The organism is Shewanella gelidimarina (assembly GCF_023283945.1).
GTDB lineage: Bacteria > Pseudomonadota > Gammaproteobacteria > Enterobacterales > Shewanellaceae > Shewanella > Shewanella gelidimarina.
The window spans coordinates 1-25902 of the sequence record NZ_JAKIKW010000034.1 but is presented as its reverse complement, the minus strand read 5'-3'; the positions used below and the strand labels follow the sequence as shown (position 1 = coordinate 25902).

The window sequence follows — 25902 nt, the reverse complement described above, 5'->3', positions numbered from 1 at the left end:
AATGTCCTAAGTATCAATCTACATTCAAAGTTTGTTATTGCTTCTAGTTCTCTGTGCTAAATTAAATAACAGATAGTTAGGATGATTAAATTGGACAAATAATGGTTGATGCTGCAAAAAAGATCCTCGTACTTTACGCCCACCCCTCTCAAGAGCGTTCTGAGATAAATAAACCCCTATTTGGTGCCACCCAACAACAAGAACATGTGACCGCTGTTGATCTTTATGCCGAATATCCCACATTTAGGATCAACATCGACAAAGAACAACAACGACTCCGAGATCACGATGTTATCGTCTTCATGTTTCCACTGTATTGGTACTCAACGCCCGCAATTTTGAAAGAGTGGCAAGATCTCGTACTTGAATACAACTTTGCTTATGGTGCAAACGGTAATGCCCTTGAGGGGAAAACATTTTTGTGCGCCATTAGCGCGGGAGGTAGTGAAACTGCTTATCAGGCAGATGGTTATAACAATTTTACCTTAAGGGAGTTACTCCATCCCCTAGAACAAACGGCAAGTCTCACCGGGATGACTTACCTCGCCCCTTTTGCCCTTTTTTGTGCCCGCAGTGCTTTTGACGAAAATCGCGTACATTCGCATATTGAAGATTGGCTGAGAGTCTTATCCGCATTAAGCAATAATACCTTAGATATTGCACTCGCAAAGTCACTCGAAAAACTAAATGAAAATCTTAACACTTTGATAAAGGACTGATAATGACCGCTTATTTTATACAAGCTTTTATCTACCTATCGGCGGCCGTTATTGCCGTCCCGCTCGCTAAACGGTTAGGCTTGGGGTCGGTATTAGGATATTTAATTGCCGGAGTCGTCATTGGACCCATAGCGGGTTTAGTGGGCAATGAAACAAGCACCTTGCAACACTTTGCTGAGTTTGGCGTGGTGATGATGTTATTTTTAGTCGGTTTAGAGCTTGAACCCCGCATGTTGTGGAATATGCGCCATAAACTCATTGGCTTAGGCGGTCTTCAAGTTGGACTGTCTACATTGGTAGTTATGGGCATTGCATTTGCCTTCGGTTTTAATTGGAGTATTGCACTGACTATCGGTATGATTTTTTCACTGTCATCAACCGCGATCGTGCTGCAAACCTTTAATGAAAAAAACCTAACCAAAACAGAAGGCGGTAAAAACGCATTCTCTGTACTGCTATTTCAAGATATTGCCGTCATTCCTATGTTGGCGCTAATTCCACTGCTAGCTCTGCCAGAACTCATAGAAAAGGCACAGTCAGCCGCAGCCACTGCGGCTGAGCATCATGAACAGATGTCTTTGGTCGCTGGCCTACCTGGTTGGGCGTATGGCATTGTTGTTTTAAGCGCTATCGCCATTGTGGTTGTCGGCGGCAATTACTTAAGCCGGCCATTGTTTCGATACGTTGCCAGTTCTAACTTGCGGGAAATTTTTACTGCGACGGCATTAATGTTGGTCATCGGTATTGCGGCGCTAATGAGCCTTGTTGGATTATCTCCCGCCTTAGGGACTTTCTTGGCCGGTGTCGTATTGGCCAACAGTGAATTTAGACATGAACTTGAGTCCGTCATCGAACCCTTTAAAGGGCTATTGCTCGGCCTGTTTTTCATCACCGTAGGTGCAGGTATCAACTTTGATGTACTGGCCAGCAATATTGGTCCAGTAATGGCGATGACTTTAGGTGTTATTCTCATTAAAGCAACGGTATTACTGCTACTGGCAATGATCTTTAAGATCAAAAATAGCGACCGTTGGTTATTTGCATTAAGCCTTGCACAAGCCGGTGAGTTTGGTTTCGTACTTCTGAGCTATACCGTACAGAACCATGTCATTCCGGTTGATTTAGCCCAAATACTGTCTCTAGTGGTCGCCATATCGATGTTCCTCACGCCTGGACTCTTTATTCTGTTTGATAAAGTCATTTTGCCTCGCTACGAGCAAACAGAAAACACGCGAGAGCCTGATATTATCGATGAGAAAGGGACGGTCATCATTGCAGGTGTTGGTCGATTTGGTCAGATAGTGAATCGCCTTTTAGTGACTAATGGCTTTAAAACCGTGGTGCTTGATCATGAGGCTCAGCAAGTTGAAAACCTCAGAAAGATTAATACCAAGAGTTTTTATGGCGATGCAACTCAACCCGACTTGTTGCATACAGCCGGCATAGCAGAAGCTAAGATGTTGGTGATTGCCATTGATAATCCAGACCGAGCGGTCGAACTCACCGAATACATCAAACATACCTACCCGAACGTCATTGTCCTAGCGAGAGCGTTTGATAGAAGTAACCTCTATCGACTGCGTAAAGCGGGTGCCGACTTTATGGTAAGTGAGACCTTCCACTCAGCTCTACAACTGGGTAAATACGCATTAACTCACCTTGGGGTTCACCCTTTTAAAGCCGAACAACAACGTGCTATATTTTTTGAAACTGAAATGGCCCACAAAGACACCCTTTACGAATCATGGAAACAGGTCACTGCTGATGATAAACACTTAGTCCATTACCGAGACATGTTCATTCAATTGGAAGAGACATTAAGCGCCGCGATGAAGGATGAGCGCTATCGTAGCTTTTCTAAAATGGAACGTGGCTGGACGCCGCCGCCGAAAGAAAACCATACCGCTTTTTCAAAATCAGAAGCCGACTAGGCATAGCGCTGCTTAGGAGTTTTTGCAACTAAGCAGCACCCTATCTTATGTCGTTTTTAAGCTTTTAATCAAAAGTGTAAGACATAAAAAAGCCCTCGCGCTAATCATTTTTAGCAGCGAGGGCGTTATACTTTAAATGGGCTAAGTTACGTTAAGTTCATCTCTTGAACTTTTTCATGAGCAATCTCAGGAGTAGTAACAACAGGCTTTGAATGTAGATCAGCCTTTAGTTGGCCTTTACGATGCTTTAGTGCCGCATCGAGTTTTCTAGCTGCGCTGGTTATCGCTGGGTACATAACGGTATCGCTACCCGACGATGATATTCGACTTCCCTCATAATTGGTTCTAATTTCAACCTGGAATTCGCTATGCTCTTTAGAAATAATAATATCGAGTGCGATCAGGGTTGGAAAATGACTCTCTATCTTCGAAAACTTCTCTTGGACATGCTGCTTAACAACATCAGTAACATCAACGTGGTGACCAGAAAGATTTATTTTCATAGGTTTTCCTTTTTACAATGACTTCTACCTAATACACTTGGGGTTAGCGCTTTAAATTACAAGCTTTATTAATAAAAATTTATCTAATTAATTGCTCACAAAAAACACATAAACCGCTGTAGCCCAGTATCCATCAGTAAAGTCAAAAAAATAATATTTTCAGTTTTTAATAAATTTGTCATCTAGCTATGGTTAAAACATATACTAACTGGGTAATTAGTGACTAGCGCGCCAAAAAGCAATAAATCGCGTGCTTGATTACCTTCTACAAATTTAGACAAAAAAACCAGCTTTAGCTGGGTTTTTATCACGCTTTTGGCAAATAAATTAAAATATATTTGCTGGTGGTTATGACATCAATCACTTAGCGCAACTTCTGCGCATTATTTTGCCTTGTTCACATTAAACTCGGGTACTTTAGGATCTGGGCGCAATAGCATAACTCAGCGCCTTTTGAGGTGAGAATTTGTCTCATATCGGGCGCCACATCCTCTTTATCTTCCGTCACAGCGAAGTCAATCGTAGGGCACTCTCCGCTGGCAACCTTATCGATACTGTCACCAATATATTAACAACACAGGTAAGGTGGCAACGCCGATATAAATACTTTATTTTTATCGTAAATAGTCTTTCACAATGGAATATGCGTGTTATACCCATTCTACTTGAAGATGCTCGTTTCAGAGGCGGTGTGCGAGCACAATTCTAGACGCATTAATATAGAAATGGTTATTCCCTTTTAAGTTAGTGCAACAACGAAGGGGGCTTGCACAACGCCTTCAGCGATGGGTTTTAATGGGGTTTACTCTACATTATTGATTTTATCAAGGGAGCGACCATTACTTGCAATCAATGCTTTGATTAAACCCCATTAAACTCCCACTGAATCCTGCATCTTCAGGTAGGACGGGTATATATATATTCAGATGATGCAGCGTTTTTGCGACACATATCTCAAGATTGTCACTTTCGATATTAAATACGAATAAAAATAGTTATCAATTGAGTTTATTAATGTAAAATACAATCCTATTTTATTAAGATTAGGCGCACCGTTAATGACGCCTAACATTTAGGTGTCTGTCTCAGTGATCTCTGTTAACTTTAATTTCAAGCATTTGATTCGCTTGCCAGCATTCAATATTACCTCGCGTGCTCTAGCCGCAATATTTGGTGGTTACCTCGTCGCCGCAACGGCATGTGGGCTATTGGCCGTTACCCTTCCGCTCATCGCCGTTCAGAGCACATTGACCGCTATGATGCTGTCATTTGCTGTTTATGCTGCTGCTATCATTTGGGTTTTTAGCGTTAAACATCACCTTCTAGCATGGCGAGATTTGCTCATCTTGAGCTGCCTTTTTTATCTAATTGTTTTGCTGGTAAGTTAACAATGAAAGAGAATTTTTTCCGCAGTATGACATGGCTACACACTTGGGTTGGCTTGCTTGTATGTTGGGTGCTATTGCTAATATTTTTCGCGGGTACGATGAGCTATTATCGACATGACATTAGCCTGTGGACTAAGCCTGAACTGCACCAAAACGTCATTCAAGATTATAATGCCAGCAAAGTTCAGTCGGAGCTGAGTAAGGCACAAAGCTATCTCAGTCAGCACGCGAATAATGCTCGTGATTGGCGCATCAACTTTCCGACAGATCGTAAACCTTACCTAAGTTACAGTTGGCAGACTCAGCCTGAAGAGGGACAGCGTCGCGGCAAATTCATTGAACATGTGGTGATGCAAGAACAAGATGAAGTCATAACCGATGTTCGTCAGTCAAAGGGCGGCAACTTTTTCTATCGATTGCATTTTGATCTGCATTACATGCCAGCAAAAATTGCTCGATGGATCGTCGGGTTCTGTAGCATGTTTATGCTGATTGCGTTAATCAGCGGCATTGTCATCCATAAACGGATCTTCAAAGACTTCTTTAGCTTTAGACGTAACAAAGGCAGTCGCTCTTGGCTCGATGCTCATAATGTCAGTTCTGTACTCGCGCTGCCTTATCACTTAATGATCACTTATACCGGGCTAGTGACTCTTATGGCAATGTACATGCCTTGGGCGGCTATCACCGCTTACGACGGTGATACTAAGGCTTTTCGTCAGGAGTTAAAAAACCGTCCCGCACAAGTAATACCACTGGGCGAATCAGCTAAAACTATTCAGTTAACCACGCTACTACCGCAAATTAATCAGTTATTTGACAACAAGCCTATTAGACAGATTGTTGTGACTAACCCCGGTGATAAAAACAGTCGAGTCAGCGTCTATAAAGATACCGGTGAGACTGTGACCGACAGAAGAGTCGCCACAATATTTAACGCGGTTGATGGTACCCTTTTGAATAAAGGGCTTGAACCTAATTCTGCCGCTCAAAATACCCATGACACCTTAATAGCACTGCATACCGGGCGTTTTTCAGGGCCCCTATTGCGTCTGTTTTTCTTCATCTGTGGTGTAATGGGCTGCGCTATGATTGCGACAGGGACACTGCTTTGGGCAAATAAAATTCGCCAAAAGCAGCATAAACAGATAAACCAAGGTGAGAAAGCCAGTTTTGGTCTGCGATTAGTCGAAGGGTTAAACCTGACTTTCATCGCAGGTTTACCGCTTGCAGCAAGTGTGTTTTTCTATGCTAATAGGCTGTTACCCATCGATATGGTCAACCGCGCTCAATGGGAAGCTAATAGCTTTTTCATCGCCTTAACTGCAATTGCTTTAGTCGCCTGCTTTAAGCGGACACTCGCGGTGTGGCGTTATGTCTTAGCGCTATCAGGCGCGAGTTTAATTGCTATCCCGCTGCTCAATGCATTGACCTCTAATAGTGATCTGCTGAGTAATATTAACCAAGCGCAATGGTCTCTCGTCGGGTTTGATATTATGTGTGTGGTAATCGGACTATCGATTCTATTTGCTCGACGTAAGCTTTTGAGTCAGCAACTTAAACAGCCTACTGGCCGCCGTGCAGCGACTCGCCTGAAAGACCCTATGGTAATACAAACAACAGCCACGACTAGTAAAGAGGCTTAATCGATGATGTTAAGTTTATTGGGATTTAGTTACATCGCATTTGGCTTATTAGCGTTAGCCATGTTCTCTCACCATCGAGAAGTTTTAGGCAAAGCACCAAGCGATAAGCAAAGCCGTAGATTGTCTATCACAGGTTGGCTTGGACTGGCGCTCATTTATTGGGGTTGTACTCTTGACCAAGGTGTTGCTTATGGCAGCATCATCTATTTTGGCTTACTCGCCACATCGGGGCTACTAGTGATTATGACGCTGAGTTACCGCGCGAAGTTTATGCCCTATGCTATGACGTTAAGCGCAATATTTAGCACGACACTGTTTGTGATCCGCTAATTTCCCCGCCAGCTTAAGATCCATACTCCCAGCCAAGATAATTGGCTGGGTTTTAGTTTTACTTCAAAGACAAACTCTTGAGCCCTAAAAACATCGCCTCTGTTGGCATAATCAATACATAACCGACCTTAAGATTTCACCACGAGTTAAACTAATACCTTGTTATGGGATCAAAAAATTGCCTATCTTCTAACTGGTTCAGTTCGCATTCAGTTTTAATCGTTTAAAATGCTGTCTATTAAGACATATTTTTGATGATTGAGGTTTTATGCAAGTTTCACAATCGCTCTCCAATACTGCGGCTCAGTCCAAAACACTAAACAATCAAAACCTACAGCAAAATACTGCGGACAGTCATTCGCAACTTGCCAATACCAGCAGCGCTCAACCAACTCCCCCTGTCGCATCAAGCGATACAGTGACTTTATCAGCCAATGCCATTGAGTTAGCCGCTCAAGATCGTTCCGCTGAAAAAGCGAGTTCAGCCGCCAATGAAGCAGAAATATTACCTGTAGCACCAAAGTTACCCAATGAAGGTGAGAAAGTTGACGACTACGTTGATTATAGAAAGGCTAAAGCTCAGTATCAGTTTTATGCCGATATGGCAGGAGTGGCAACTGGCAGCAGCAGTCTAACCCCAGCGTCAGCTTATTACCTATCGAACAACGATGATGCACGAGCTGCTGTCGTCAATAATAAAGCCCAACAGCAGCAAGTATCAGTTATGCAGATCTATGTAGAAACGTCGCAAAGTATTAACGTTTACAGCTAAAATTTGATTTCTAGATAGCAAAGAAGCCGCATTATGCGGCTTTTTTGATCGCTATAATTTAAGCAGACAATATGACAAGCAATGCAGATTTAAGCAGTCTATAAATTACCAAGAAATTTAATCGACTCTTAATCGGTCTTCTCTATATTGCCGACGCTATGAGCTTAATAGCGGCTAGTCATTCAGGGGTTAGCCTGCTTGAATGCCATCCATGTCATACCATGGTGTTGGATTAATTGGACATCTAAATCGAACCCCTTCAGCGGTGACTTCAACTACGTCGCTACGAAGCGTTTTTCCTGGTTCAATTGGAAACATATCTAACGCTTCATGAGTGGTGAAGTTTTGCAGTTGAAAGCCTACCAGCTTGCCAGCCTTATTGGTGATGATAAATTGATACTTTCCGGGTTTTAGTGATGCGAGTGTATCTTTAGCACTGAAATAGCCGCCATGTTGTTCGAGATAAATCTCGACAACCCCATCTGCATTTTGAGTCGGAGTTGCGGCAGAAGTTGCAAAGCTAAACACGAGTGCCGTCATTAGCATTATCTGAGTGATGAACTTTTTCATTTTATATTCCTTAATGATGTGTTTGAACTAACACAATAATAAGGAGATTAGCGTCAGCTTTGTATGCCTTAGCGTCTGCGCTTTATGTCTCATCGTCTAATCTTATCATTGAGGTCTTCTGGCATAATGCTAACGTCTGTATCAATGGCACCGTCATACATTAGTCGGTAATTTAATAGAATTAACAGCACAAAATAACAATATGAATTGCCACAATAGATGGGGAACCATGTTTAACATTAATAGCTTACTTTCAAATTTTCATCTTCACGCAACGATATTTCATCGCTCGTTACTGTGTAAAACATGGAGCACTGACACCTCAGGTAGTGGACTCGCGAGTTTTCATTTAGTCAGCCAAGGACAAGCATTTCTCTATTGCGGTGATATTAAAGCGCTAGAGCTTACCGCCGGTGACTTAGTGGTATTTCCCCATGATGCCCCACATATTATCAGTAGCAGTGATAACGAACAGGCAGCAACAACCATTAGTCGTTTTGTGGCATACCCGATGGTAGATGAGCCATCGGATTCAACGGGGTTAATATGTGGTTATTTTGATTTTAGTGAAGACAAAAATCACCCACTTATTTGTCAGTTACCCGCATGTATGGTGATCCGTAAACAGGAACAAAGCGGGGCACTCGCAGGAATTACGCAGAGTTTGATTGAAGAAGCCAAGCTAGGTCCATTAAGTAATGATGTGATTTTGTCTCGTCTTAGTGAGGTATTCTTTCTAAGCTTATTACGGAAGTTATCGAATGATGAACATAGTAATATAGGCTTGTTTAAAGCACTACAAGATCCAAAAATGAGCAAAGTACTTAATGCTATCAGCCAAGACTTGTGTCAGTCGTGGAGTGTAAATACTTTAGCCGAACTGGGTGGTTACTCACGAGCCAGCTTTGCCAGCTATTTCAAAGCCTATCTCGATATGACACCGATAGAGTACATCACTCGTTTACGTTTATCACAAGCGCAAAAACAACTACGTGCTGGCGACAGTGTGTATAAAACAGCGCTTGATGTTGGTTATCAAAGTGATGTCACTTTTGCTAAAGCATTTAAACGCTATTTCGGCTATGGCCCCGGTTCGAGTAGAAAGCCAATGATAGGCGCAAAATAGAGTCATTTGCCATCAAATAAATAATCGACCAACAACACCGAATAACCTAACAAAGGCGTGGTGTTACTTTCATTTTTTAGAAGCGAGTAATAAGAATGAGCTTTAATATACACTTAAACTGGAGCAGCGAAGCTGCTGTAAGCGAGCCAACTGCATTTTGCCGTGACCATACAATTAGCTTTGGTAGTGGCCAACAAGTTAATGCATCATCAGCACCTGAGTACAGTGGTAATAGCCAGTTTATTAATCCTGAAGAGAGTCTACTGGCGGCATTATCTTCCTGCCATATGTTGACGTTTTTAACGATTGCTCACTTAAAACGTTTGGCCGTTGTCTCTTATAGTGACCACGCTCAAGCTGAGCTAGGTAAAAATGCACAGGGGAAGTTATTTGTAAATAAAATGACGCTAAACCCCAAAATCGTATTTGCTGCGGGCACTGAAGTCAGCGACGAGGTCATTGAAAAAATCCATGAAAAATCTCATGAAAATTGCTTTATTGCCAATAGCCTTAACAGCGAAACGCTTGTAGAGATCGCGACCGACAATACCGCGAGTACCAATAACGAGTGAATAGTCATACACAGACCCCACCATTTCCTCAAAAATACTCCATGACTATGACTGATATTAATGAGCAGCTAACGGACTGATTATCGCGTTAGATGCAGCTCGCGGTGATTTATCAGCCCTACTTTCCCTGCAGAAAATGACATAGTCGACACTTTGATATCCCCGGTTCACTGTTGTTGATATAGCACTCGTTCAGTTTGTTATTTCCGACTCAACATCAACTTTGACGGGTAAGATTTTGAGCTGATTAAACCCATTCCATGTTGTAAAACTCAGGGCAACACTCATCACCGCCCTTGATAAAATTCTCTCATTACAGGCTTAGTCGACAATATTTACATACCCTTCCCTGCCAGTAAAACTGACATTAATCATCGACTAAAGTTGATTTAAATCAATTAATTCATATCACTATGAAAATAATTTAATTCCAGCGTACACGCGTAAGCTTATGAAATTTTTATAGTTAATTTTATTATTTAAATAAAAATCCAAACAAGTGTTTAAATTTATCGTTTGAAAGTTTGATCTATCGCTGATTTTGTGACGTAATGTGCCCCATACTTCTGGTCGGACGAGCATCATAATGAGCATAAGAACTAAACTAAAAAAAGTACTACCAAGCATCTCTACCACAGAGCAAGAAGCACTCGACGCTGGTGATGTATGGCTAGAGGGTTCTATCTATCAAGGTGTTCCTGATTTTGCTGCTCTGCGTGACATTCCTGTTGCTAAACTAACAGCGGATGAACAAGCCTTTCTCGATGGCCCAGTGCAGACCTTGATAGAAATGGTTGATGACTTTGAAATTCAGCGCAGCACACATCTACCAGAAAATATTCTTAACTTTTTGAAAGAAAATAAATTTTTCTCTCTTATCATTCCAAAATCATTCGGTGGTCTTGAATTTAGCCCTTACGCCAACTCAACAATTGTTGGCACCATTGCCGCTAAAAGCTCCGCCGTTGCTGTTACCGTTATGGTGCCTAATTCACTCGGTCCTGGCGAATTGTTGATGCATTACGGTACATCACAACAGCAAGATTATTGGTTGCCACGCCTTGCGAAAGGTCAAGAGATCCCATGTTTTGCCCTCACGAGTCCAGAAGCGGGTTCAGATGCTGGCGGGATCCCCGATGTGGGCACCGTGACAATGGGTCAATATCAAGGTGAGCAAGTCCTAGGCTTAAGTGTCACATGGGACAAGCGCTATATTACGCTGGCACCTATCGCGAGCGTGTTAGGCCTCGCCTTTAAAGTCGAAGATCCAAACGGATTACTCGGAGACAAAGAAAACCTTGGCATTACCTGTGCTTTGATCCCTAAGTCTCACCCAGGTGTGCAACTGGGTAACCGTCATGATCCAATGGGTATTCGTTTCTACAACGGTACTACCCGTGGTGAGAATGTCTTTATCCCAATGGACTTCATCATTGGTGGTCAGAAAAATATCGGTCGTGGTTGGGCAATGCTAGTGGCATGTCTAGGCGCTGGTCGCGGAATTTCACTGCCTGCTCTGGGTGTATCCGTTGGCCAATGTTCATTTAAATCATCAGCTGAGTACGCCGCAGTTCGTGAGCAATTTGGTTTATCGATTGGTAAATTTGAAGGTATTCAAGAAAAGCTTGCTGACATTGCCGGAAAGACCTATTTACTAGAATCAATGCGAGTGTTAACCACAGAAGGCTTAGGTTTAGGTCTAAAGCCGTCGGTTGTGACAGCAATTGCAAAGTACCATATGACCGAACTTGGCCGCGACGTACTTGATTCAGCAATGGATATTCAAGCAGGTAAAGCGATTCAAAATGGTCCCCAAAATACATTGGCTTCTGGTTATGTCGCCCAACCCATTGCGATTACCGTTGAAGGCGCCAACATACTGACTCGTAACCTAATGATTTTTGGTCAAGGTGTCATGCGTTGTCACCCTTATTTGCAAAGCATGGTTGAGTCTATTCACTCAAACGAAAAGCATGCCGATAAAGAGTTCAACAGTATTCTCCGTAAAACCGTTGGCTACAGTGTTAGCAACAGTCTACGCGCATTCAAATTAGGATTACTACCGTTTACCGCGGGTGCAAATTCTAAACTTGCAGAAGTTAAACCCTATGAGCAGTCTGTTCATAAACTCGCGTCAAAGCTCGCGGTTTATGCTGACTTTTCACTACTTGTACTCGGTGGCAAGTTAAAGCAAGCAGAGATGCTGTCAGCTCGTTTAGGCGATGTCATGAGCTATCTTTATGCGGCAATGGCGTCTATCCGTTATTACGAACAAAAACTACCTGCTGAGCAACGTGCTGAAGCGGCGCCATACTTCCATTACGCAACGCGCTGGTCACTATGCCAAGCCGAAAAAGCGCTACTCGACTTTTTGGACAACTTCCCATCATCTTCAACACGTAAGTTGATGCGTCTAATCACTGTGACGTATTCGCCTAAGATGTTAAAAATAAATGATAACTTAGTACGTGAACTTGCTGAGCAAGCGCAGTTAAATACTGAGTTTAAGAAAAACCTAACCCACCTCGTTAAACCTGTTGCGGGTGACGGTAACTACATCAATGAACAAGCCTATCTCGCTAAAATGGATTGTTTGCCTCTGTTAGCTAAAGTGAAAAAAGCCATTAGAGCGCGTACGTTTAAGCCTGGTATCAAGTTCTCATTAACACTCGATGCTGCGTTAACAGCTAAAGTGATCAATGACAGCGAGCATAAGCAGCTGCAAGACTATAACCTGAAGCGTGAACGTGCTATCCGTGTTGATGAGTTTGATTTTGATATGAACTTAATCACAGAAAAAGCGGATCTAAAAATTGCTAACTAAAAATTGCTAACCACTCGTTAGGAAATAAAAAATGGGCGTTTTGCTTTTGCAAAAACGCCACTTCTATTTATACGACGATAAACCTACAATTAAAACCAACTCAAAAAGCCAGCTAAAGCTTAATCAATGTCCGCTGTTCACTGCTCCAGTTAAGATGATATTTCTCACCGACGGGTTTATCGGTACGCTCAAAGGTGTGTGCACCGAAAAAATCGCGTTGACCTTGAAGCAGACTCGCCGGCAAGGTCGCACAGCGATAACTATCGTAATAACCCAATGCAGAACTGATACAAGGCGTTGGAATACCACTTAATACCGCGTGAGATACTGCAATGCGCCATTCGCCTTGCTTACGCGAAAGAGCTTCAGCAAACACATCTGCCATCAGTAAATTTTCAAGATCAGATTCTTGCTCATAGGCTTTAGTGATTGACTGTAAGAAGGTCGCCCGAATAATACAACCGGCACGCCAAATCTTAGCGATGGCAGCAAAATCTAACGTCCAATTTTGCTCTTTTGCCATCATCGTCATCAGTTGGAAACCTTGCGCATAACTCGATATTTTGGCGCAGTAGAGTGCACTCTCAAGTTGGTCGATGAAGGTCTGCTTATCAACCGCTTGTAACTGTGTCTTGCTCGGCCCTGCAAGTATTTTACTCAGTGCAACGCGCTGTGTTTTTTGAGTGCTCACCGCGCGGGCATAAACCGCTTCTGCGATTGTTGGCGCTGGGCAGCCTATTTGTAGGCTACTGACCGCCGTCCAAAGCCCGGTGCCTTTCTGGCCCGCTTTATCTAAAATCATATCCACTAACGGTGCCCCGGTTAATGGATCAGCTTGCTTTAGTACATCGGCGCTAATTTCCATTAGATAGCTATTAAGCTCGCCTTTATTCCAGCGTTCAAACACCTCACCCACTTCCGCGGGAGTGAAGCCAAGTCCATCTCGAAGTAACTGGTAAGCTTCACAGATCAACTGCATATCAGCATATTCAATGCCGTTATGAACCATTTTAACATAATGACCGGCGCCAGCAGGACCGATGTAAGTAGTACAAGGTTCACCCTCTTTAACAGGGTTCCCGGGTTCAAAACGCTCTATAGGTAAACCCGTTTCAGCATCGACTTTGGCCGCGATTGCTTGCCAAATAGGCTCGATACGGTCCCATGCCTTTAAACTGCCGCTTGGCATTAATGAGGGGCCAAAACGTGCACCGACTTCACCGCCAGACACGGCGCAGCTAAAAAAGAGAAAGTCGTCTGCGTAACGCTTTTCACGCTCGACCGTATCAGTCCAAAGACTATTGCCTGTATCGATAACGATATCATCGGACTCTATGCCCGCTTCGATTAATGATTTACACACGCCGTCGACTGGAGCGCCTGCGGGAACAGAGAGTAAAACAATCCGTGGTTTTTCTAATTTAGACAACATTTCAGAAAGATTATTACAGCCATCGATACGTGCCTTGACTGTATTGTCTAAATATTTAACGCGTTCTAATTCTTCTTGCCCTACAACGTCTTGTACTTTGGCAGTATCAAGGTCGAATGCTGCAACTCGGTATTGGTTATCCGCTATATTGAGCGCTAGGTTCTTACCCATAACACCTAAGCCAATCACACCAATATCGTAAAGCTCGTTTTGGTTATTCATTTAAGTTTTATTCCGCAGGTCACAGAGGATTTTCCTATCTATTTTAGTCGTAAATTCAAACTATTTTACTCACTTGATAGGGTTTATTTTGTTGTAGATTATACAGACTTTGGTAAGTAAATTACTAGCAACCTTAATCTTAGTCATGAGAAATTTACCCTGTTGGTGCAGTCAACTTTGTACAGACCGCAATCACACCATATTGTTCGCGAGTCAAAAATTACCGCAATAAGATGCTGTTCCCTTCCATTCTACGGCTGATGACACAACAAAAATGCTCTAATAATAAAGTTGAAAGTTTACAAAAGTGGGTTTTGGGAATAAGTACCAGCATGAGCATAAAAAATGGCAAAGCCGTTTAACGACTTTGCCATAGAGTTTACTATTTAAATGCCCATCCGCTTATATGTGCGCGTCAGCATATCCCATGCGGGTCAAGGTGTTACGAACAATATCTAATGTGGCTGGATCTTCAATTGTGGCAGGCACATTGTACTTCTTGTTGTCGGCAATATTACGCATTGTGCCTCGCAAAATTTTACCAGAGCGTGTTTTAGGTAACTTTTGTACCGCGCTGACTAGCCTAAAGGCGGCAACGGGGCCGATCTCTTGCCGCACTAGCGCCCTTAACTGTTGATTCAGTTCAGCTTCATTTAGGGTCACACCTTTTTTTAGCACCACTAAGCCCAGCGGCACCTGGCCTTTAAGCTCATCAGCGACGCCAATAACGGCAGCTTCGGCAACCGCCTCATGCTGGCATAACACCTCTTCAAATCGACCCGTTGATAAACGATGTCCAGCCACATTAATGATGTCGTCAATACGACTCATGATATAAAGATAACCATCCTCATCTTTATAGCCCGCATCCCCAGTGAGGTAATAACCTGGATACATCGACAAATAACTGTCTTTATAGCGCTGCTCATTTTGCCAAAGCGTGGTTAAGGTACCTGGGGGTAATGGCAGCTTAATCACCACATTCCCAGACTCATTCGAGGCGACTTGGTCACCCATCATATCAACTACTTCAATTTGATAGCCCGGTACGGCCAGTGCAGGTGAACCCGCTTTTACTTCAACAGGCGCATATCCCATCAGGTTTGCCGCAACAGGCCAACCCGTTTCGGTTTGCCACCAATGATCGATAATCGGTTTTTTAAGCTTCTCTTCTGACCAATGCAGAGTGTCTGGATCGCAGCGCTCACCGGCCAGAAAAACATATTTCAGACAGGTTAAATCAACACCTTCAAGGTACTCGCCATCAGGGTCATCTCGCTTAATGGCTCTTATTGCGGTCGGCGCCGTAAAAAAGCTTTTCACATTGTACTTTGCAATCGTGCGCCAAAATGCCCCAGGATCGGGCGTGCCAATGGGCTTGCCTTCATACATTAAGGTCGTAGCGCCTACCAGCAATGGCCCATAAACAATATAAGAGTGACCCACTACCCAGCCCACATCCGATGCCGCCCAAAAGCTATCACCAACGCCAATGTCATAAATATTTTTCATCGACCAAGCAAGCGCGACACTGTGGCCGCCATTGTCGCGAACAACACCTTTAGGTTGCCCCGTCGTACCCGAGGTATAGAGGATGTAGAGTGGATCAGTGGCCTCTAACGCCACGCAGTCGATGTTTGGCGCGGCAGCAACGCCGCGCTGCCAGTCAACATCTCGGCCTTGCTGTAATGAAGCTTCTAACTGGCTGCGGTTTAAAATTAAGCAGTGGCCTACTTTATGAGTCGCCTGCTCAAGCGCGTTATCCAGTAGCGGTTTATAAGCAACAACGCCTGACGGCTCGATACCACACGACGCTGACAAAATCAGTTTAGGTTTGGCGTCGTTTATCCGCGTCGCCAGTTCATTGGCTGCAAAGCCCCCAAACACCACGGAGTGAATTGCACCAATGCGCGCACACGCCAGCATCGCATAGGCCGTTTCAGGCACCATCGGCATGTAAATCAGCACTCGGTCGCCCTTTTTAACGCCGATAGAATCCATATAGCCTGCTAATCGGCTGACTTGAGCTTGTAGCTCTAGATAAGTAATCCCATATTCAGTCTCTGTGACAGGGCTGACGTACTGAATAGCAATTTGAGAGCCACGCCCAGCAATCACGTGTCTATCCACCGCATTGAAGCAAGTATTCATCTTGCCGCCTTTAAACCAATGGTAAAAAGGCGCTTCGCTATCATCAAGGACTTTATCCCAAGGTGATATCCAATCAATGGCTTGTGCTGCCTGTCCCCAAAACTGTTGTGGATTTGAGATTGAACTTGCATGTAATTGTGTATTTTTATCTTTCACTATGCATACTCCAGTTAACTTCACCGCCGCGTAAACTTTGTCACATCGCGATGAGCCTTGTCCTTTTATTGCCTTTGAAACATTATGCTCCGCCGCTCATAAAATCCCCATTAGACCTTAGAATGAGTGGGTAAAATCGTCATTCACAGCAATTCGAAGCAAAGGAAAAAACAGTTAACGCCATGTTAAACAAGAATTTAATAAGCGACAAACCCAATTAAAATCAAACGTATGTTTATTGAATGTGACCGTTATGGCACGCACAATTGACATGAAAACAGCGGTTACACCGCGCTGCAAACTTTACCTTTACGTAAACTTCCTATATCGTGCAAGAAAAGTTAATAAATATGGTGTTATTAATGACTGAAAAACAGTTACCCCAAACGACGTACTCAATTAGTGACCTATCAAAAGAGTTTGATATCACTACTCGTAGTATTCGTTTTTACGAAGATCAAGGTCTTCTAAAACCTAAACGTCGTGGTCAAACCCGGATCTACAATTTGACCGAACGGGTCAGACTCAAACTCATTTTACGAGGTAAGCGTTTAGGTTTCTCTTTAGCAGAAACAAGACGCTTATTCGAACTATACGATGCAGACAAAAATAGCAGCACACAGCTGCATACCATGCTCGAATTAGTGGAAGACAAAAAAGTTGCCCTACAGCAGCAAATGGACGATATAAAAGTGGTATTGATGGAGCTCAACTCGGCAGAACAGCAATGCCGTGATGCACTAGTGAACAATAGTCAGTAAAAAAAGCACTTGATAACACCAACAAAATAACAAGCCTACGAGTATCACGACATAGATCAGTGAACTTGAATAAATGGACACATTGACAGGACACAAGCACATGACTCAACTCTACTCATCTCTAAATTTCGACCTTGGCGAAGACGTCGACATGCTACGCGACGCGGTACAAAATTTTGCTGCTAACGAAATAGCACCAATAGCCGCCAAAACGGATATCGATAACGCGTTTCCTAACGAGCTTTGGCCAGTACTCGGTGATATGGGTCTGTTAGGGGTCACCGTCGCAGAAGAGTACGGTGGCGCTAACATGGGCTACCTAGCGCATGTCGTTGCCATGGAAGAGATTTCACGCGCATCAGCTTCTATCGGGCTCAGCTACGGCGCTCACTCAAATCTTTGTGTTAACCAGATAAACCGTAACGGTAGTAAAGAGCAAAAAGACAAGTACCTACCAAAACTGGTGACAGGTGAACACATTGGCGCCTTAGCCATGAGTGAGCCCAATGCCGGTTCAGATGTGGTTTCAATGAAACTGCATGCCCGTAAAGAGGGTGACAGATACATTCTCAACGGCAACAAGATGTGGATCACTAACGGCCCAGATGCCCACACCTATGTTATCTACGCAAAAACGGACCTCGATAAAGGTGCACACGGCATTACCGCTTTTATTGTCGAACGCGGCTCTAAAGGCTTTAGCCAAGCACAAAAACTCGACAAGCTCGGCATGCGTGGTTCAAACACTTGTGAGCTTGTTTTTGAAGATTGTGAAGTCCCAGCAGAAAACATTCTTGGCGGCCTAAACAATGGCGTTAAAGTGTTAATGAGTGGGCTTGATTATGAGCGTGTGGTGTTGTCTGGTGGCCCACTTGGGATCATGACGGCGTGTATGGATATCGTCATACCTTACGTTCACGAGCGTGAGCAGTTTGGTAAATCTATTGGTCAGTTCCAGCTAGTACAAGGCAAACTTGCCGATATGTACACTGGCATGAACGCCGCAAAATCTTACATCTACAACGTCGCTAAATCATGTGACCGCGGTGAAACAACCCGTAAAGATGCCGCCGGCGCGATTTTGTATTCTGCGGAACTGGCGACCAAAATGGCACTCGATGCGATTCAACTGCTCGGCGGTAACGGTTACGTCAATGACTACGCCACTGGCCGCTTGCTGCGTGACGCTAAGCTTTATGAAATTGGCGCAGGTACATCAGAAATTCGCCGTATGCTCATTGGCCGCGAACTGTTTAACGAGTCAAAATAAACCAATAATAAGACTCGTTTAGCGAGTCATTAGAGCCCTAATTTGGAATAAGGGCGACAGCCACAACGTCGCTCTGGTTCCAACTTTAAAAGGATTGAAATTGTGACTCAACTCAGCAGTCGTATTAATTCCCGCAGCGATGAATTCAAAGCCAAATTTGATGACATGGCCGCCGTCGTTCAAGACCTAAAATCAAAACTACATCAAATTGAACAAGGTGGCGGCGACGTTGCTCGTGAACGTCACCTTTCACGTGGAAAGCTACTGCCGCGTCAACGTGTTGAGAAACTACTCGATCCTGGTTCTCCTTTTTTAGAAATATCACAGTTTGCCGCTTTCGAACTCTATGAAGACCTTGTCCCTGCTGCCGGTATTATTGCCGGTATAGGCCGAGTGAGTGGTGTTGAATGCATGATTATCGCCAATGATGCCACAGTTAAAGGCGGTACTTACTACCCCGTTACGGTGAAAAAACATCTGCGAGCACAAGAGATTGCCAGCCGTTGCCACCTACCCTGTATTTACCTTGTCGATTCAGGCGGGGCAAACTTACCCCGTCAAGATGAAGTGTTCCCAGACAGAGAGCATTTCGGGCGCATTTTTTATAACCAAGCGAAAATGTCAGCCAAGGGGATCCCGCAAATTGCCGTAGTGATGGGACTTTGTACCGCCGGTGGTGCGTATGTTCCCGCGATGGCAGACGAGTCCATTATTGTAAAAGAGCAAGGCACCATCTTCCTAGCGGGTCCACCACTGGTAAAGGCGGCAACCGGCGAAGAGGTCACAGCTGAAGAGCTTGGCGGCGCTGAAGTACACACTAAAATATCGGGCGTTGCCGATCATCTTGCACAAAACGATGACCATGCTTTAGAGCTTGCTCGTAAAGCCGTCACCCGACTCAATCATCAAAAACGGATTGAAGCACTGCTAACGCCAACCAAGCCACCAAAATTCGATATTAACGAACTTTATGGCATCGTCGGGACTGATCTTAAAAAGCCATTCGATGTTAAAGAGGTCATTGCTCGCGTTGTCGATGATTCTGACTTTGACGAATTTAAGGCCAATTACGGCGCCACCTTGGTGTGTGGTTTCGCCCGTATTCATGGCTATCCCGTCGGCATCATCGCTAACAATGGCATCTTGTTCTCTGAGTCTGCGCAAAAAGGCGCCCACTTTATTGAGCTTTGCTGTCAGCGCAAAATCCCACTGTTGTTTCTACAAAATATTACTGGCTTTATGGTCGGTAAAAAGTACGAACATGAAGGTATCGCCAAGCATGGTGCCAAGATGGTGACTGCTGTGTCATGTGCCAATGTGCCTAAGTTTACTGTCATCATCGGTGGCAGCTATGGTGCTGGTAACTACGGCATGTGCGGCAGAGCCTTTGATCCAACCATGATGTGGATGTGGCCAAATGCGCGCATATCGGTCATGGGCGGCGAACAAGCTGCTGGGGTGCTAGCCACCGTTAAACGTGATGGTCTTAAACGTAAAGGCATGGATTGGTCAGCTGAAGATGAGCAAAACTTCCGCAAGCCCATCGTTGAGCAATACGACAAAGAGGGTCACCCGTATCATGCCAGCGCGCGTTTATGGGACGACGGTATTATTGACCCAGCACAGACTCGAGATGTTGTTGGTTTAGCCCTTTCTGCCGCATTAAATGCGCCAGTAGAAGACACTAAATTTGGTGTGTTCCGTATGTAATGGCTCGCCATTGCTGTGACAGAAACCAGACGCTAAACCTTGGACCTAAACTGGGAACAACACAATGATTAATGAAACCCTACAAATGACCACTGAAAAACTTGCGCAGCAATGTCAGTATGTCAGCTGCACACTCGATAATGGCGTCGCTGAGCTTATCCTTGATCGCCCCGACAAACATAATGCGTTTGACGAAGTGATGATCAGCGAAATGATTCAAGTGCTTGAATATTTTGCTCACAATCCGCTGTGCCAAGTGCTTGTCGTTAAAGCCAATGGTAAAAACTTCAGTGCCGGCGCCGATCTAAATTGGATGCGCAAACAAGCAAAAATGGATTTCGCGCAGAACCTTAGCGATGCCAACGAGCTCGCCAAGTTAATGTCGGTACTCGACAAATTTCCGAAACCAACGATAGCTAAAGTACAGGGCGTCGCTTTCGGTGGCGCACTTGGCCTCATTTGTTGCTGCGATATCGCCATTGCCAATCCGCGAGCCAGTTTTTGCTTAAGCGAAGTGAAGCTTGGACTCATGCCTGCAGTGATCAGCCCTTATGTCACCCGCGCCATGGGTCAACGTGCAGCGCGTCGCTATATGCTGACCGCCGAGCGATTCAACGTCCAAAAAGCCATTGAGCTGCAAGTGATCCACGAAGTGGAAGATGACTTAGATGCTGCTGCAGCCCCGATCATCGCCGCGCTGCTCAGTAATAGCCCACAGGGGATGGCATGGGCTAAGCGCTTACTGTCAACACTTGAGGACGGCGTCATAGATCAAACCACACTCGATTACACCAGTGAGCGTATTGCCAGTATTCGTGTCTCCGTTGAGGCTCAAGAAGGCCTCAATGCATTCTTTGAAAAGCGCAGTCCCGACTGGTCTACCAGTCAAAAAGATGCACTAGATAACGCTGCTAGCGCGCCAGGAGCCAAATAATATGTTTACCAAATTGCTAATTGCCAACCGTGGTGAAATTGCTTGCCGTATCATTAAAACAGCTCAAGCAATGGGCGTACGCACAGTGGCGCTGTATTCAGATGCCGACATTGACGCGCGTCATGTCGCGATGGCTGATGAGTCGTTTTACCTGGGTGGCAGCGCGCCTGCGGATTCATACCTTAAAGCCGACTTGATTATCGACATCGCTAAAAAGTCAGGGGCTCAAGCAATCCACCCCGGTTACGGTTTTTTGTCTGAAAATGCCGAATTTGCCTTAAAGTGCGAGCAAAGTGGCATTGCTTTTGTGGGGCCAAGTGCCGCAGCCATTGATTCTATGGGCAGTAAAAGCGCGGCAAAAGAGATTATGGGCGCCGCTAATGTGCCGTTAGTGCCGGGTTATCATGGCGATGCACAAGATGATGCTTTACTGATCGCCGAAGCCAACAAAATGGGATTTCCACTGCTGATCAAAGCGGCCTATGGTGGCGGTGGTAAAGGCATGCGCATTGTTGAAAACAGCGGTGAAGTGCTCGAAGCAATCCAATCAGCAAGGCGCGAAGCCATAAGCTCATTTGGCAACGACAAGCTATTAATGGAGCGTTATTTACGCCAACCTCGCCATGTTGAAGTACAAGTCTTTGCTGACAGCCAAGGTGACTGCATCTACTTATCCGACCGCGACTGCTCCATTCAGCGTCGCCATCAAAAAGTCGTCGAAGAAGCGCCTGCACCAGGCCTTAGCGATGCACTGCGCGTGAGCATGGGCGAAGCCGCCGTTGCTGCAGCAAAAGCCATTAATTACGAAGGTGCTGGTACGGTTGAGTTCCTACTGGATACCGACGGCAGCTTCTACTTTATGGAGATGAACACGCGTCTGCAGGTAGAGCACCCCGTCACCGAAATGGTCACCGGCCAAGACCTCGTCAAATGGCAGTTGATGGTCGCCAGTGGCAGTAAGCTGCCGTTAACCCAAGATGAAGTGCGTATTCACGGCCACGCTTTTGAAGTGCGTATTTACGCCGAAGATCCACAAAATGACTTTTTGCCCGCCAGTGGCAAACTCAACTTTTTACGTGAGCCAGAGCAGAGCAAGTTTGTCCGTATTGACTCAGGTGTGCGTGAAAATGATGTGATCAGTAACTTTTACGACCCGATGATCTCAAAGCTCATCACTTGGGATGAATCGCGCCCGCGTGCACTGCAGCGCCTGGTTCATGCCCTTGCCTCATATCAAATTAGCGGCTTAAAACACAATATCGAGTTTCTTGCCAATATAGCTGAGCATGACGCCTTTAGTGACGCCAATTTTAGTACTGACTTTATTGCGCGTTATGGCGATGCATTGATTGGTCATGGTCTTAGTAACACTAAAACCAATGAACGCCAAACAGCCTTGGCATTAGCTGCGCTTTATCAATTATGCGCCCGTAAAGAGGACGCTAAACGCTGTGCTATCAATAGTCACGACCCTTATTCACCTTGGGGAGCCGTCAGTGGCTTTAGACTCAATAGTGCCAGTGTGCACCAAGTCGCCTTGCTCGATGATGAGCAACACGTTAATCACCTTGAGCTCACTGAAACTCAGCTCGGGGGTCAATCGGTCTACCAGCTCAATTTAAATGATAGCCAATTAACGCTATCTGGTGAGCTCATCGGCGAAACTCTGCATGCTGAAATTGCCCTCAGCAGCAACTGCGCTCAAGCCATTAAGCGTACTGGGCATAAGATAAAAGTGCCCGTCAGCCAAGTAGGTGAAGACTTTACCCTGTTTATCAACTCAAGCAGTTATCACTACCGCGCCATTCAGTCTGAAGTGGTCGAAGAGCAAGACAACTTAGAAGATAAGCTCAAAGCACCAATGAACGGCACTATCGTGACCCACCTAGTTGAAATGGGTGATAGCGTGGTTGCTGGACAAGGCATTATGGTGATGGAAGCGATGAAGATGGAATATACCATTGAAGCGCCATTTGATGGCACCGTCAGTGCGTTCTTCTTTAAAGCCGGAGAGCTGGTCAGTGACGGCATGTTACTCGCCGAAGTTGAGCCCACCTTGGTTGAATCGTCTTTAGCAGAGGAGCCAGCGTAAATGGCCTCTAATTCATACGCTAAACAAGTCAGCATATTTGAAGTCGGCGCCCGTGACGGTTTGCAAAACGAAAAGCCCGTCACCACGGCAGATAAGATTGTCTTGATTGAAGGTTTAGCCGCAGCGGGTGTAAAACGCATCGAGGCCGCAAGTTTTGTGTCGCCTAAATGGGTACCGCAAATGGCCGACTCGGCTGATGTGCTTAAAGGAATTACCCGTAACACTGGCGTGACCTACAGTGCCCTCACCCCTAATCTTAAAGGCTTGGAACTTGCGCTTGCCGCCGGCGCCGACGAAGTTGCCATTTTTGGCGCGGCTTCTGAAAGCTTTAGCCAGCGCAATATTAACTGCTCGATAGAGGAATCGATCGCACGCTTTATCCCAGTGATGGAGCTGGCTAAGGCCAATAATATCAGGGTGCGCGGTTATGTATCGTGCGTGCTGGGTTGCCCCTATGAAGGCAAGATAGCCGTTAGCGAAGTGGCTCGAGTGTCTGAATTACTTTACAAAATGGGCTGTTATGAAATTTCGTTAGGCGACACTATAGGTGTTGGCACCGCGATTAATGCCCGTAAAATGGTTGAAGCTGTCACTAGTGTTGTTCCCGTCTCAAAACTGGCACTGCACTTCCATGACACTTACGGTCAAGCACTCGCTAACATATTGGCCTGTTTAGAGACTGGCATCAGCGTCATTGACTCATCGGTGGCCGGTCTTGGCGGTTGTCCTTATGCCAAAGGGGCATCGGGTAATTTAGCCACCGAAGACCTCGTCTATATGCTCCATGGTCTCGGTATTGAAACCGGTATCGATCTAAACAAACTTGCACTTGCAGGTAACAAAATTAGCCAAGCACTTGGGCGCACGAATGGCGCCAAGGTCGCACAAGCACTCGCCGTTTAACGCAGAGTTGCTTACATATTTTAAAGAACTGAATTTTAAAGAACTAGTATTTAGAGAACTCGTTTTTCATAATAGTTTTTAGAGAATAGTTTAGAGAGCCGCCTACCCTACAGGTTTTAAAAGTGGCTCTTTTAATAAGGAGATTATAACAATGGCAGGACTAAACAAGGTTGTCGGTAGTTATGAAGAGGCATTAAAAGGCCTCAGTAATGACATGACCGTGATGGTCGGTGGATTTGGCTTATGCGGTATTCCTGAAGGCTTAATCGCCCAGATGGTAAAAATGGGCGTAACAGGCCTAACGGCTATCTCTAACAACGCAGGCGTCGATGACTTTGGTCTAGGGCTGTTATTGAAAAGCCGCCAAATCGATACCATGATCGCCTCTTACGTTGGCGAAAATGCCACCTTTGAGCAGCAGATGCTCTCGGGCGAACTGAACGTGATCTTAACGCCTCAAGGTACACTGGCAGAAAAAATTCGTGCTGGCGGTGCCGGTATTCCAGCGTTTTTTACCGCTACAGGATACGGTACGCCCGTCGCTGAAGGTAAAGAAACCCGCGAAATAGACGGTCGTCACTATGTATTAGAGCCTGCACTTAAAGCCGACTTTGCCTTAGTTCGCGCATGGAAAGCTGACACCATGGGTAACTTGGTGTTTCGCAAAACCGCCGCCAACTTTAACCCAATGATGGCTACGGCCGGTAAAATTACCGTGGTAGAAGCGGAGCACATTGTTGAGCCCGGTGAACTCGATCCAGACCATGTTCATACCCCTGGGATCTATGTAAACCGTATTATCCAAGGCACGTTCGAGAAACGTATCGAGCAACGTACCGTTAAAGCCGTCACTGACGCTAAAAGATAAGGAGGCTACACTATGGCATTATCAAGAGAACAACTCGCGCAACGTGTAGCAAAAGAACTCCAAGACGGTTTTTACGTCAATCTAGGCATAGGCATTCCAACATTAGTCGCCAACTACATTCCTGAGGGAATAGAGGTGATGCTGCAATCTGAAAATGGGTTACTCGGTATGGGTGAATTCCCAACCGAAGACACCATAGATGCAGACTTAATCAATGCAGGTAAGCAAACAGTAACCGCGGTTGATGGCGCGTCATTTTTCTCATCCGCAGAGAGCTTCGCTATGATCCGCGGCGGCCATGTTGATTTGACGGTCCTGGGTGCATTTGAAGTCGACGAGCAAGGCTCTATCGCCTCTTGGATGATCCCCGGTAAACTGATTAAGGGCATGGGCGGCGCAATGGATCTAGTGGCAGGCGCTGACAATATTATCGTCACCATGATGCACGCCGACAAGAAAGGGAACTCTAAGCTATTAGCTAAGTGCGAACTGCCACTCACCGGTTTTGGCTGTATCAAACGAGTATTAACTGACTTAGCCTTTATGGAAATAAAAGGCGGTGCTTTTCACCTGCTAGAGCGCGCTCCAGGGGTATCTGTTGAAGAGATTGTCTCTAAAACCGCAGGTAAGCTCGTTGTGCCAGCGCATGTGCCTGAAATGAGATTCTAGACATTTTATGAGGTAACTTAGTGATTTATTTACTAGGTGGCTTGTTTATTTAGTGACTTTTTACTTAGTAATTTTGTCTTTAAGTAAAGTAGATTGCAGCGGTGCTTTACAGGATCTCAGCAATAAAAAACGCAGCTAATTAGCTGCGTTTTTTGTTTCGAGCAGAATTGAATATCGGTACATTGGATCAGGCTGCTGTTCGAGCACCTAAATACCACTAAGCAGCGGCTGTTCAACTCATATCTGTCGGATAGGCGGCACTTGTCACCAAGTACCGCCCTCCTAAGAACCGGACGTGCAACTTTCACTGCATACGGCTCAAGCCTCCACTAAGGCGTATTCTGTTACCCAGC

Annotated in this window: 21 protein-coding genes; 17 read left to right on the top strand and 4 right to left on the bottom strand. The window is 45.0% G+C overall.

Going from position 1 to position 25902, the window contains the following annotated elements; translation table 11 throughout:
• The first annotated feature begins 101 nt into the window (after positions 1-101).
• Both L2729_RS20215 and L2729_RS20210 read left to right on the top strand, forming a co-directional pair.
• A complete protein-coding gene (locus L2729_RS20215; protein ID WP_248989876.1) occupies positions 102-719 on the top strand; it encodes an NAD(P)H-dependent oxidoreductase in 618 nt (205 codons plus the stop codon).
• Positions 720-721: 2 nt separating this feature from the next.
• The gene (locus tag L2729_RS20210) at positions 722-2650 is read left to right on the top strand and encodes a monovalent cation:proton antiporter-2 (CPA2) family protein (protein WP_248989875.1); all 1929 of its coding nucleotides are present in this window, start codon (positions 722-724) and stop codon (positions 2648-2650) included.
• Positions 2651-2796: 146 nt separating this feature from the next.
• On the opposite strand, the gene hpf is transcribed toward L2729_RS20210, so the two are convergent.
• Entirely contained in the window at positions 2797-3153 is a 357-nt protein-coding gene (gene hpf, locus L2729_RS20205) for a ribosome hibernation-promoting factor, HPF/YfiA family (protein WP_248989874.1), read from the bottom strand.
• 466 nt (positions 3154-3619) lie between these two features.
• Between hpf and L2729_RS20200 the strand changes: the two genes are divergently transcribed.
• From L2729_RS20200 to L2729_RS20180, 4 genes are all read left to right on the top strand, one after another.
• Positions 3620-3862, top strand: a complete 243-nt coding sequence (locus L2729_RS20200) for a hypothetical protein (protein WP_248989873.1) — start codon at positions 3620-3622, stop codon at positions 3860-3862.
• Between the two features lie 681 nt (positions 3863-4543).
• Positions 4544-6187, top strand: coding sequence for a PepSY-associated TM helix domain-containing protein (locus L2729_RS20190; RefSeq protein ID WP_248989872.1), 1644 nt, complete (start codon positions 4544-4546; stop codon positions 6185-6187).
• 3 nt (positions 6188-6190) lie between these two features.
• Positions 6191-6517: a DUF3325 domain-containing protein gene (locus L2729_RS20185; protein WP_248989871.1), complete on the top strand. Its 327-nt coding sequence runs from the start codon at positions 6191-6193 to the stop codon at positions 6515-6517.
• A 268-nt stretch (positions 6518-6785) separates the two neighbouring features.
• On the top strand, positions 6786-7289 hold the full coding sequence (locus tag L2729_RS20180; RefSeq protein ID WP_248989870.1) for a hypothetical protein: 504 nt from the start codon (positions 6786-6788) through the stop codon (positions 7287-7289).
• Positions 7290-7478: 189 nt separating this feature from the next.
• Here the strand turns inward: L2729_RS20180 and L2729_RS20175 are convergent, their stop codons facing one another.
• Positions 7479-7859, bottom strand: a complete 381-nt coding sequence (locus L2729_RS20175) for a hypothetical protein (protein ID WP_248989869.1) — start codon at positions 7857-7859, stop codon at positions 7479-7481.
• A gap of 229 nt (positions 7860-8088) precedes the next feature.
• Here L2729_RS20175 and L2729_RS20170 point away from each other — a divergent pair, with 229 nt between their 5' ends.
• The 3 genes from L2729_RS20170 to L2729_RS20160 all read left to right on the top strand — a co-directional run bounded on the left by L2729_RS20170 (position 8089) and on the right by L2729_RS20160 (position 12381).
• A complete protein-coding gene (locus L2729_RS20170; RefSeq protein ID WP_248989868.1) occupies positions 8089-8985 on the top strand; it encodes an AraC family transcriptional regulator in 897 nt (298 codons plus the stop codon).
• A 95-nt stretch (positions 8986-9080) separates the two neighbouring features.
• On the top strand, positions 9081-9557 hold the full coding sequence (locus tag L2729_RS20165) for an OsmC family protein (protein WP_248989867.1): 477 nt from the start codon (positions 9081-9083) through the stop codon (positions 9555-9557).
• A 586-nt stretch (positions 9558-10143) separates the two neighbouring features.
• On the top strand, positions 10144-12381 hold the full coding sequence (locus L2729_RS20160; protein WP_248989866.1) for an acyl-CoA dehydrogenase: 2238 nt from the start codon (positions 10144-10146) through the stop codon (positions 12379-12381).
• A gap of 112 nt (positions 12382-12493) precedes the next feature.
• Here the strand turns inward: L2729_RS20160 and gndA are convergent, their stop codons facing one another.
• Together gndA and L2729_RS20150 are read right to left on the bottom strand one after the other, a co-directional pair.
• Positions 12494-14035 carry an NADP-dependent phosphogluconate dehydrogenase gene (gndA, locus tag L2729_RS20155; protein WP_248989865.1) on the bottom strand — a complete coding sequence of 514 codons (1542 nt, stop codon included), beginning with the start codon at positions 14033-14035 and terminating at the stop codon, positions 12494-12496.
• A gap of 402 nt (positions 14036-14437) precedes the next feature.
• Entirely contained in the window at positions 14438-16342 is a 1905-nt protein-coding gene (locus L2729_RS20150) for a propionyl-CoA synthetase (protein WP_248989864.1), read from the bottom strand.
• Positions 16343-16704: 362 nt separating this feature from the next.
• Between L2729_RS20150 and L2729_RS20145 the strand changes: the two genes are divergently transcribed.
• From L2729_RS20145 to L2729_RS20110, 8 genes are all read left to right on the top strand, one after another.
• Complete coding sequence (locus tag L2729_RS20145; RefSeq protein WP_101092303.1) at positions 16705-17103, top strand: MerR family transcriptional regulator; 399 nt, start codon at positions 16705-16707, stop codon at positions 17101-17103.
• Between the two features lie 100 nt (positions 17104-17203).
• Positions 17204-18373: an isovaleryl-CoA dehydrogenase gene (locus L2729_RS20140; protein WP_101092304.1), complete on the top strand. Its 1170-nt coding sequence runs from the start codon at positions 17204-17206 to the stop codon at positions 18371-18373.
• Between the two features lie 102 nt (positions 18374-18475).
• A complete protein-coding gene (locus L2729_RS20135) occupies positions 18476-20083 on the top strand; it encodes a carboxyl transferase domain-containing protein (RefSeq protein WP_101092305.1) in 1608 nt (535 codons plus the stop codon).
• Between the two features lie 85 nt (positions 20084-20168).
• Entirely contained in the window at positions 20169-21017 is an 849-nt protein-coding gene (locus L2729_RS20130; protein WP_248989884.1) for an enoyl-CoA hydratase-related protein, read from the top strand.
• A 1-nt stretch (position 21018) separates the two neighbouring features.
• Positions 21019-23109 (top strand): acetyl/propionyl/methylcrotonyl-CoA carboxylase subunit alpha, encoded by a 2091-nt coding sequence (locus tag L2729_RS20125; protein ID WP_248989863.1) that lies wholly within the window; start codon positions 21019-21021, stop codon positions 23107-23109.
• Positions 23110-24012: a hydroxymethylglutaryl-CoA lyase gene (locus L2729_RS20120; RefSeq protein WP_248989862.1), complete on the top strand. Its 903-nt coding sequence runs from the start codon at positions 23110-23112 to the stop codon at positions 24010-24012.
• 151 nt (positions 24013-24163) lie between these two features.
• Complete coding sequence (locus tag L2729_RS20115) at positions 24164-24880, top strand: CoA transferase subunit A (RefSeq protein WP_248989861.1); 717 nt, start codon at positions 24164-24166, stop codon at positions 24878-24880.
• Between the two features lie 12 nt (positions 24881-24892).
• Positions 24893-25549, top strand: coding sequence for a 3-oxoacid CoA-transferase subunit B (locus tag L2729_RS20110; RefSeq protein WP_248989860.1), 657 nt, complete (start codon positions 24893-24895; stop codon positions 25547-25549).
• The last annotated feature ends 353 nt before the right edge of the window (positions 25550-25902 follow it).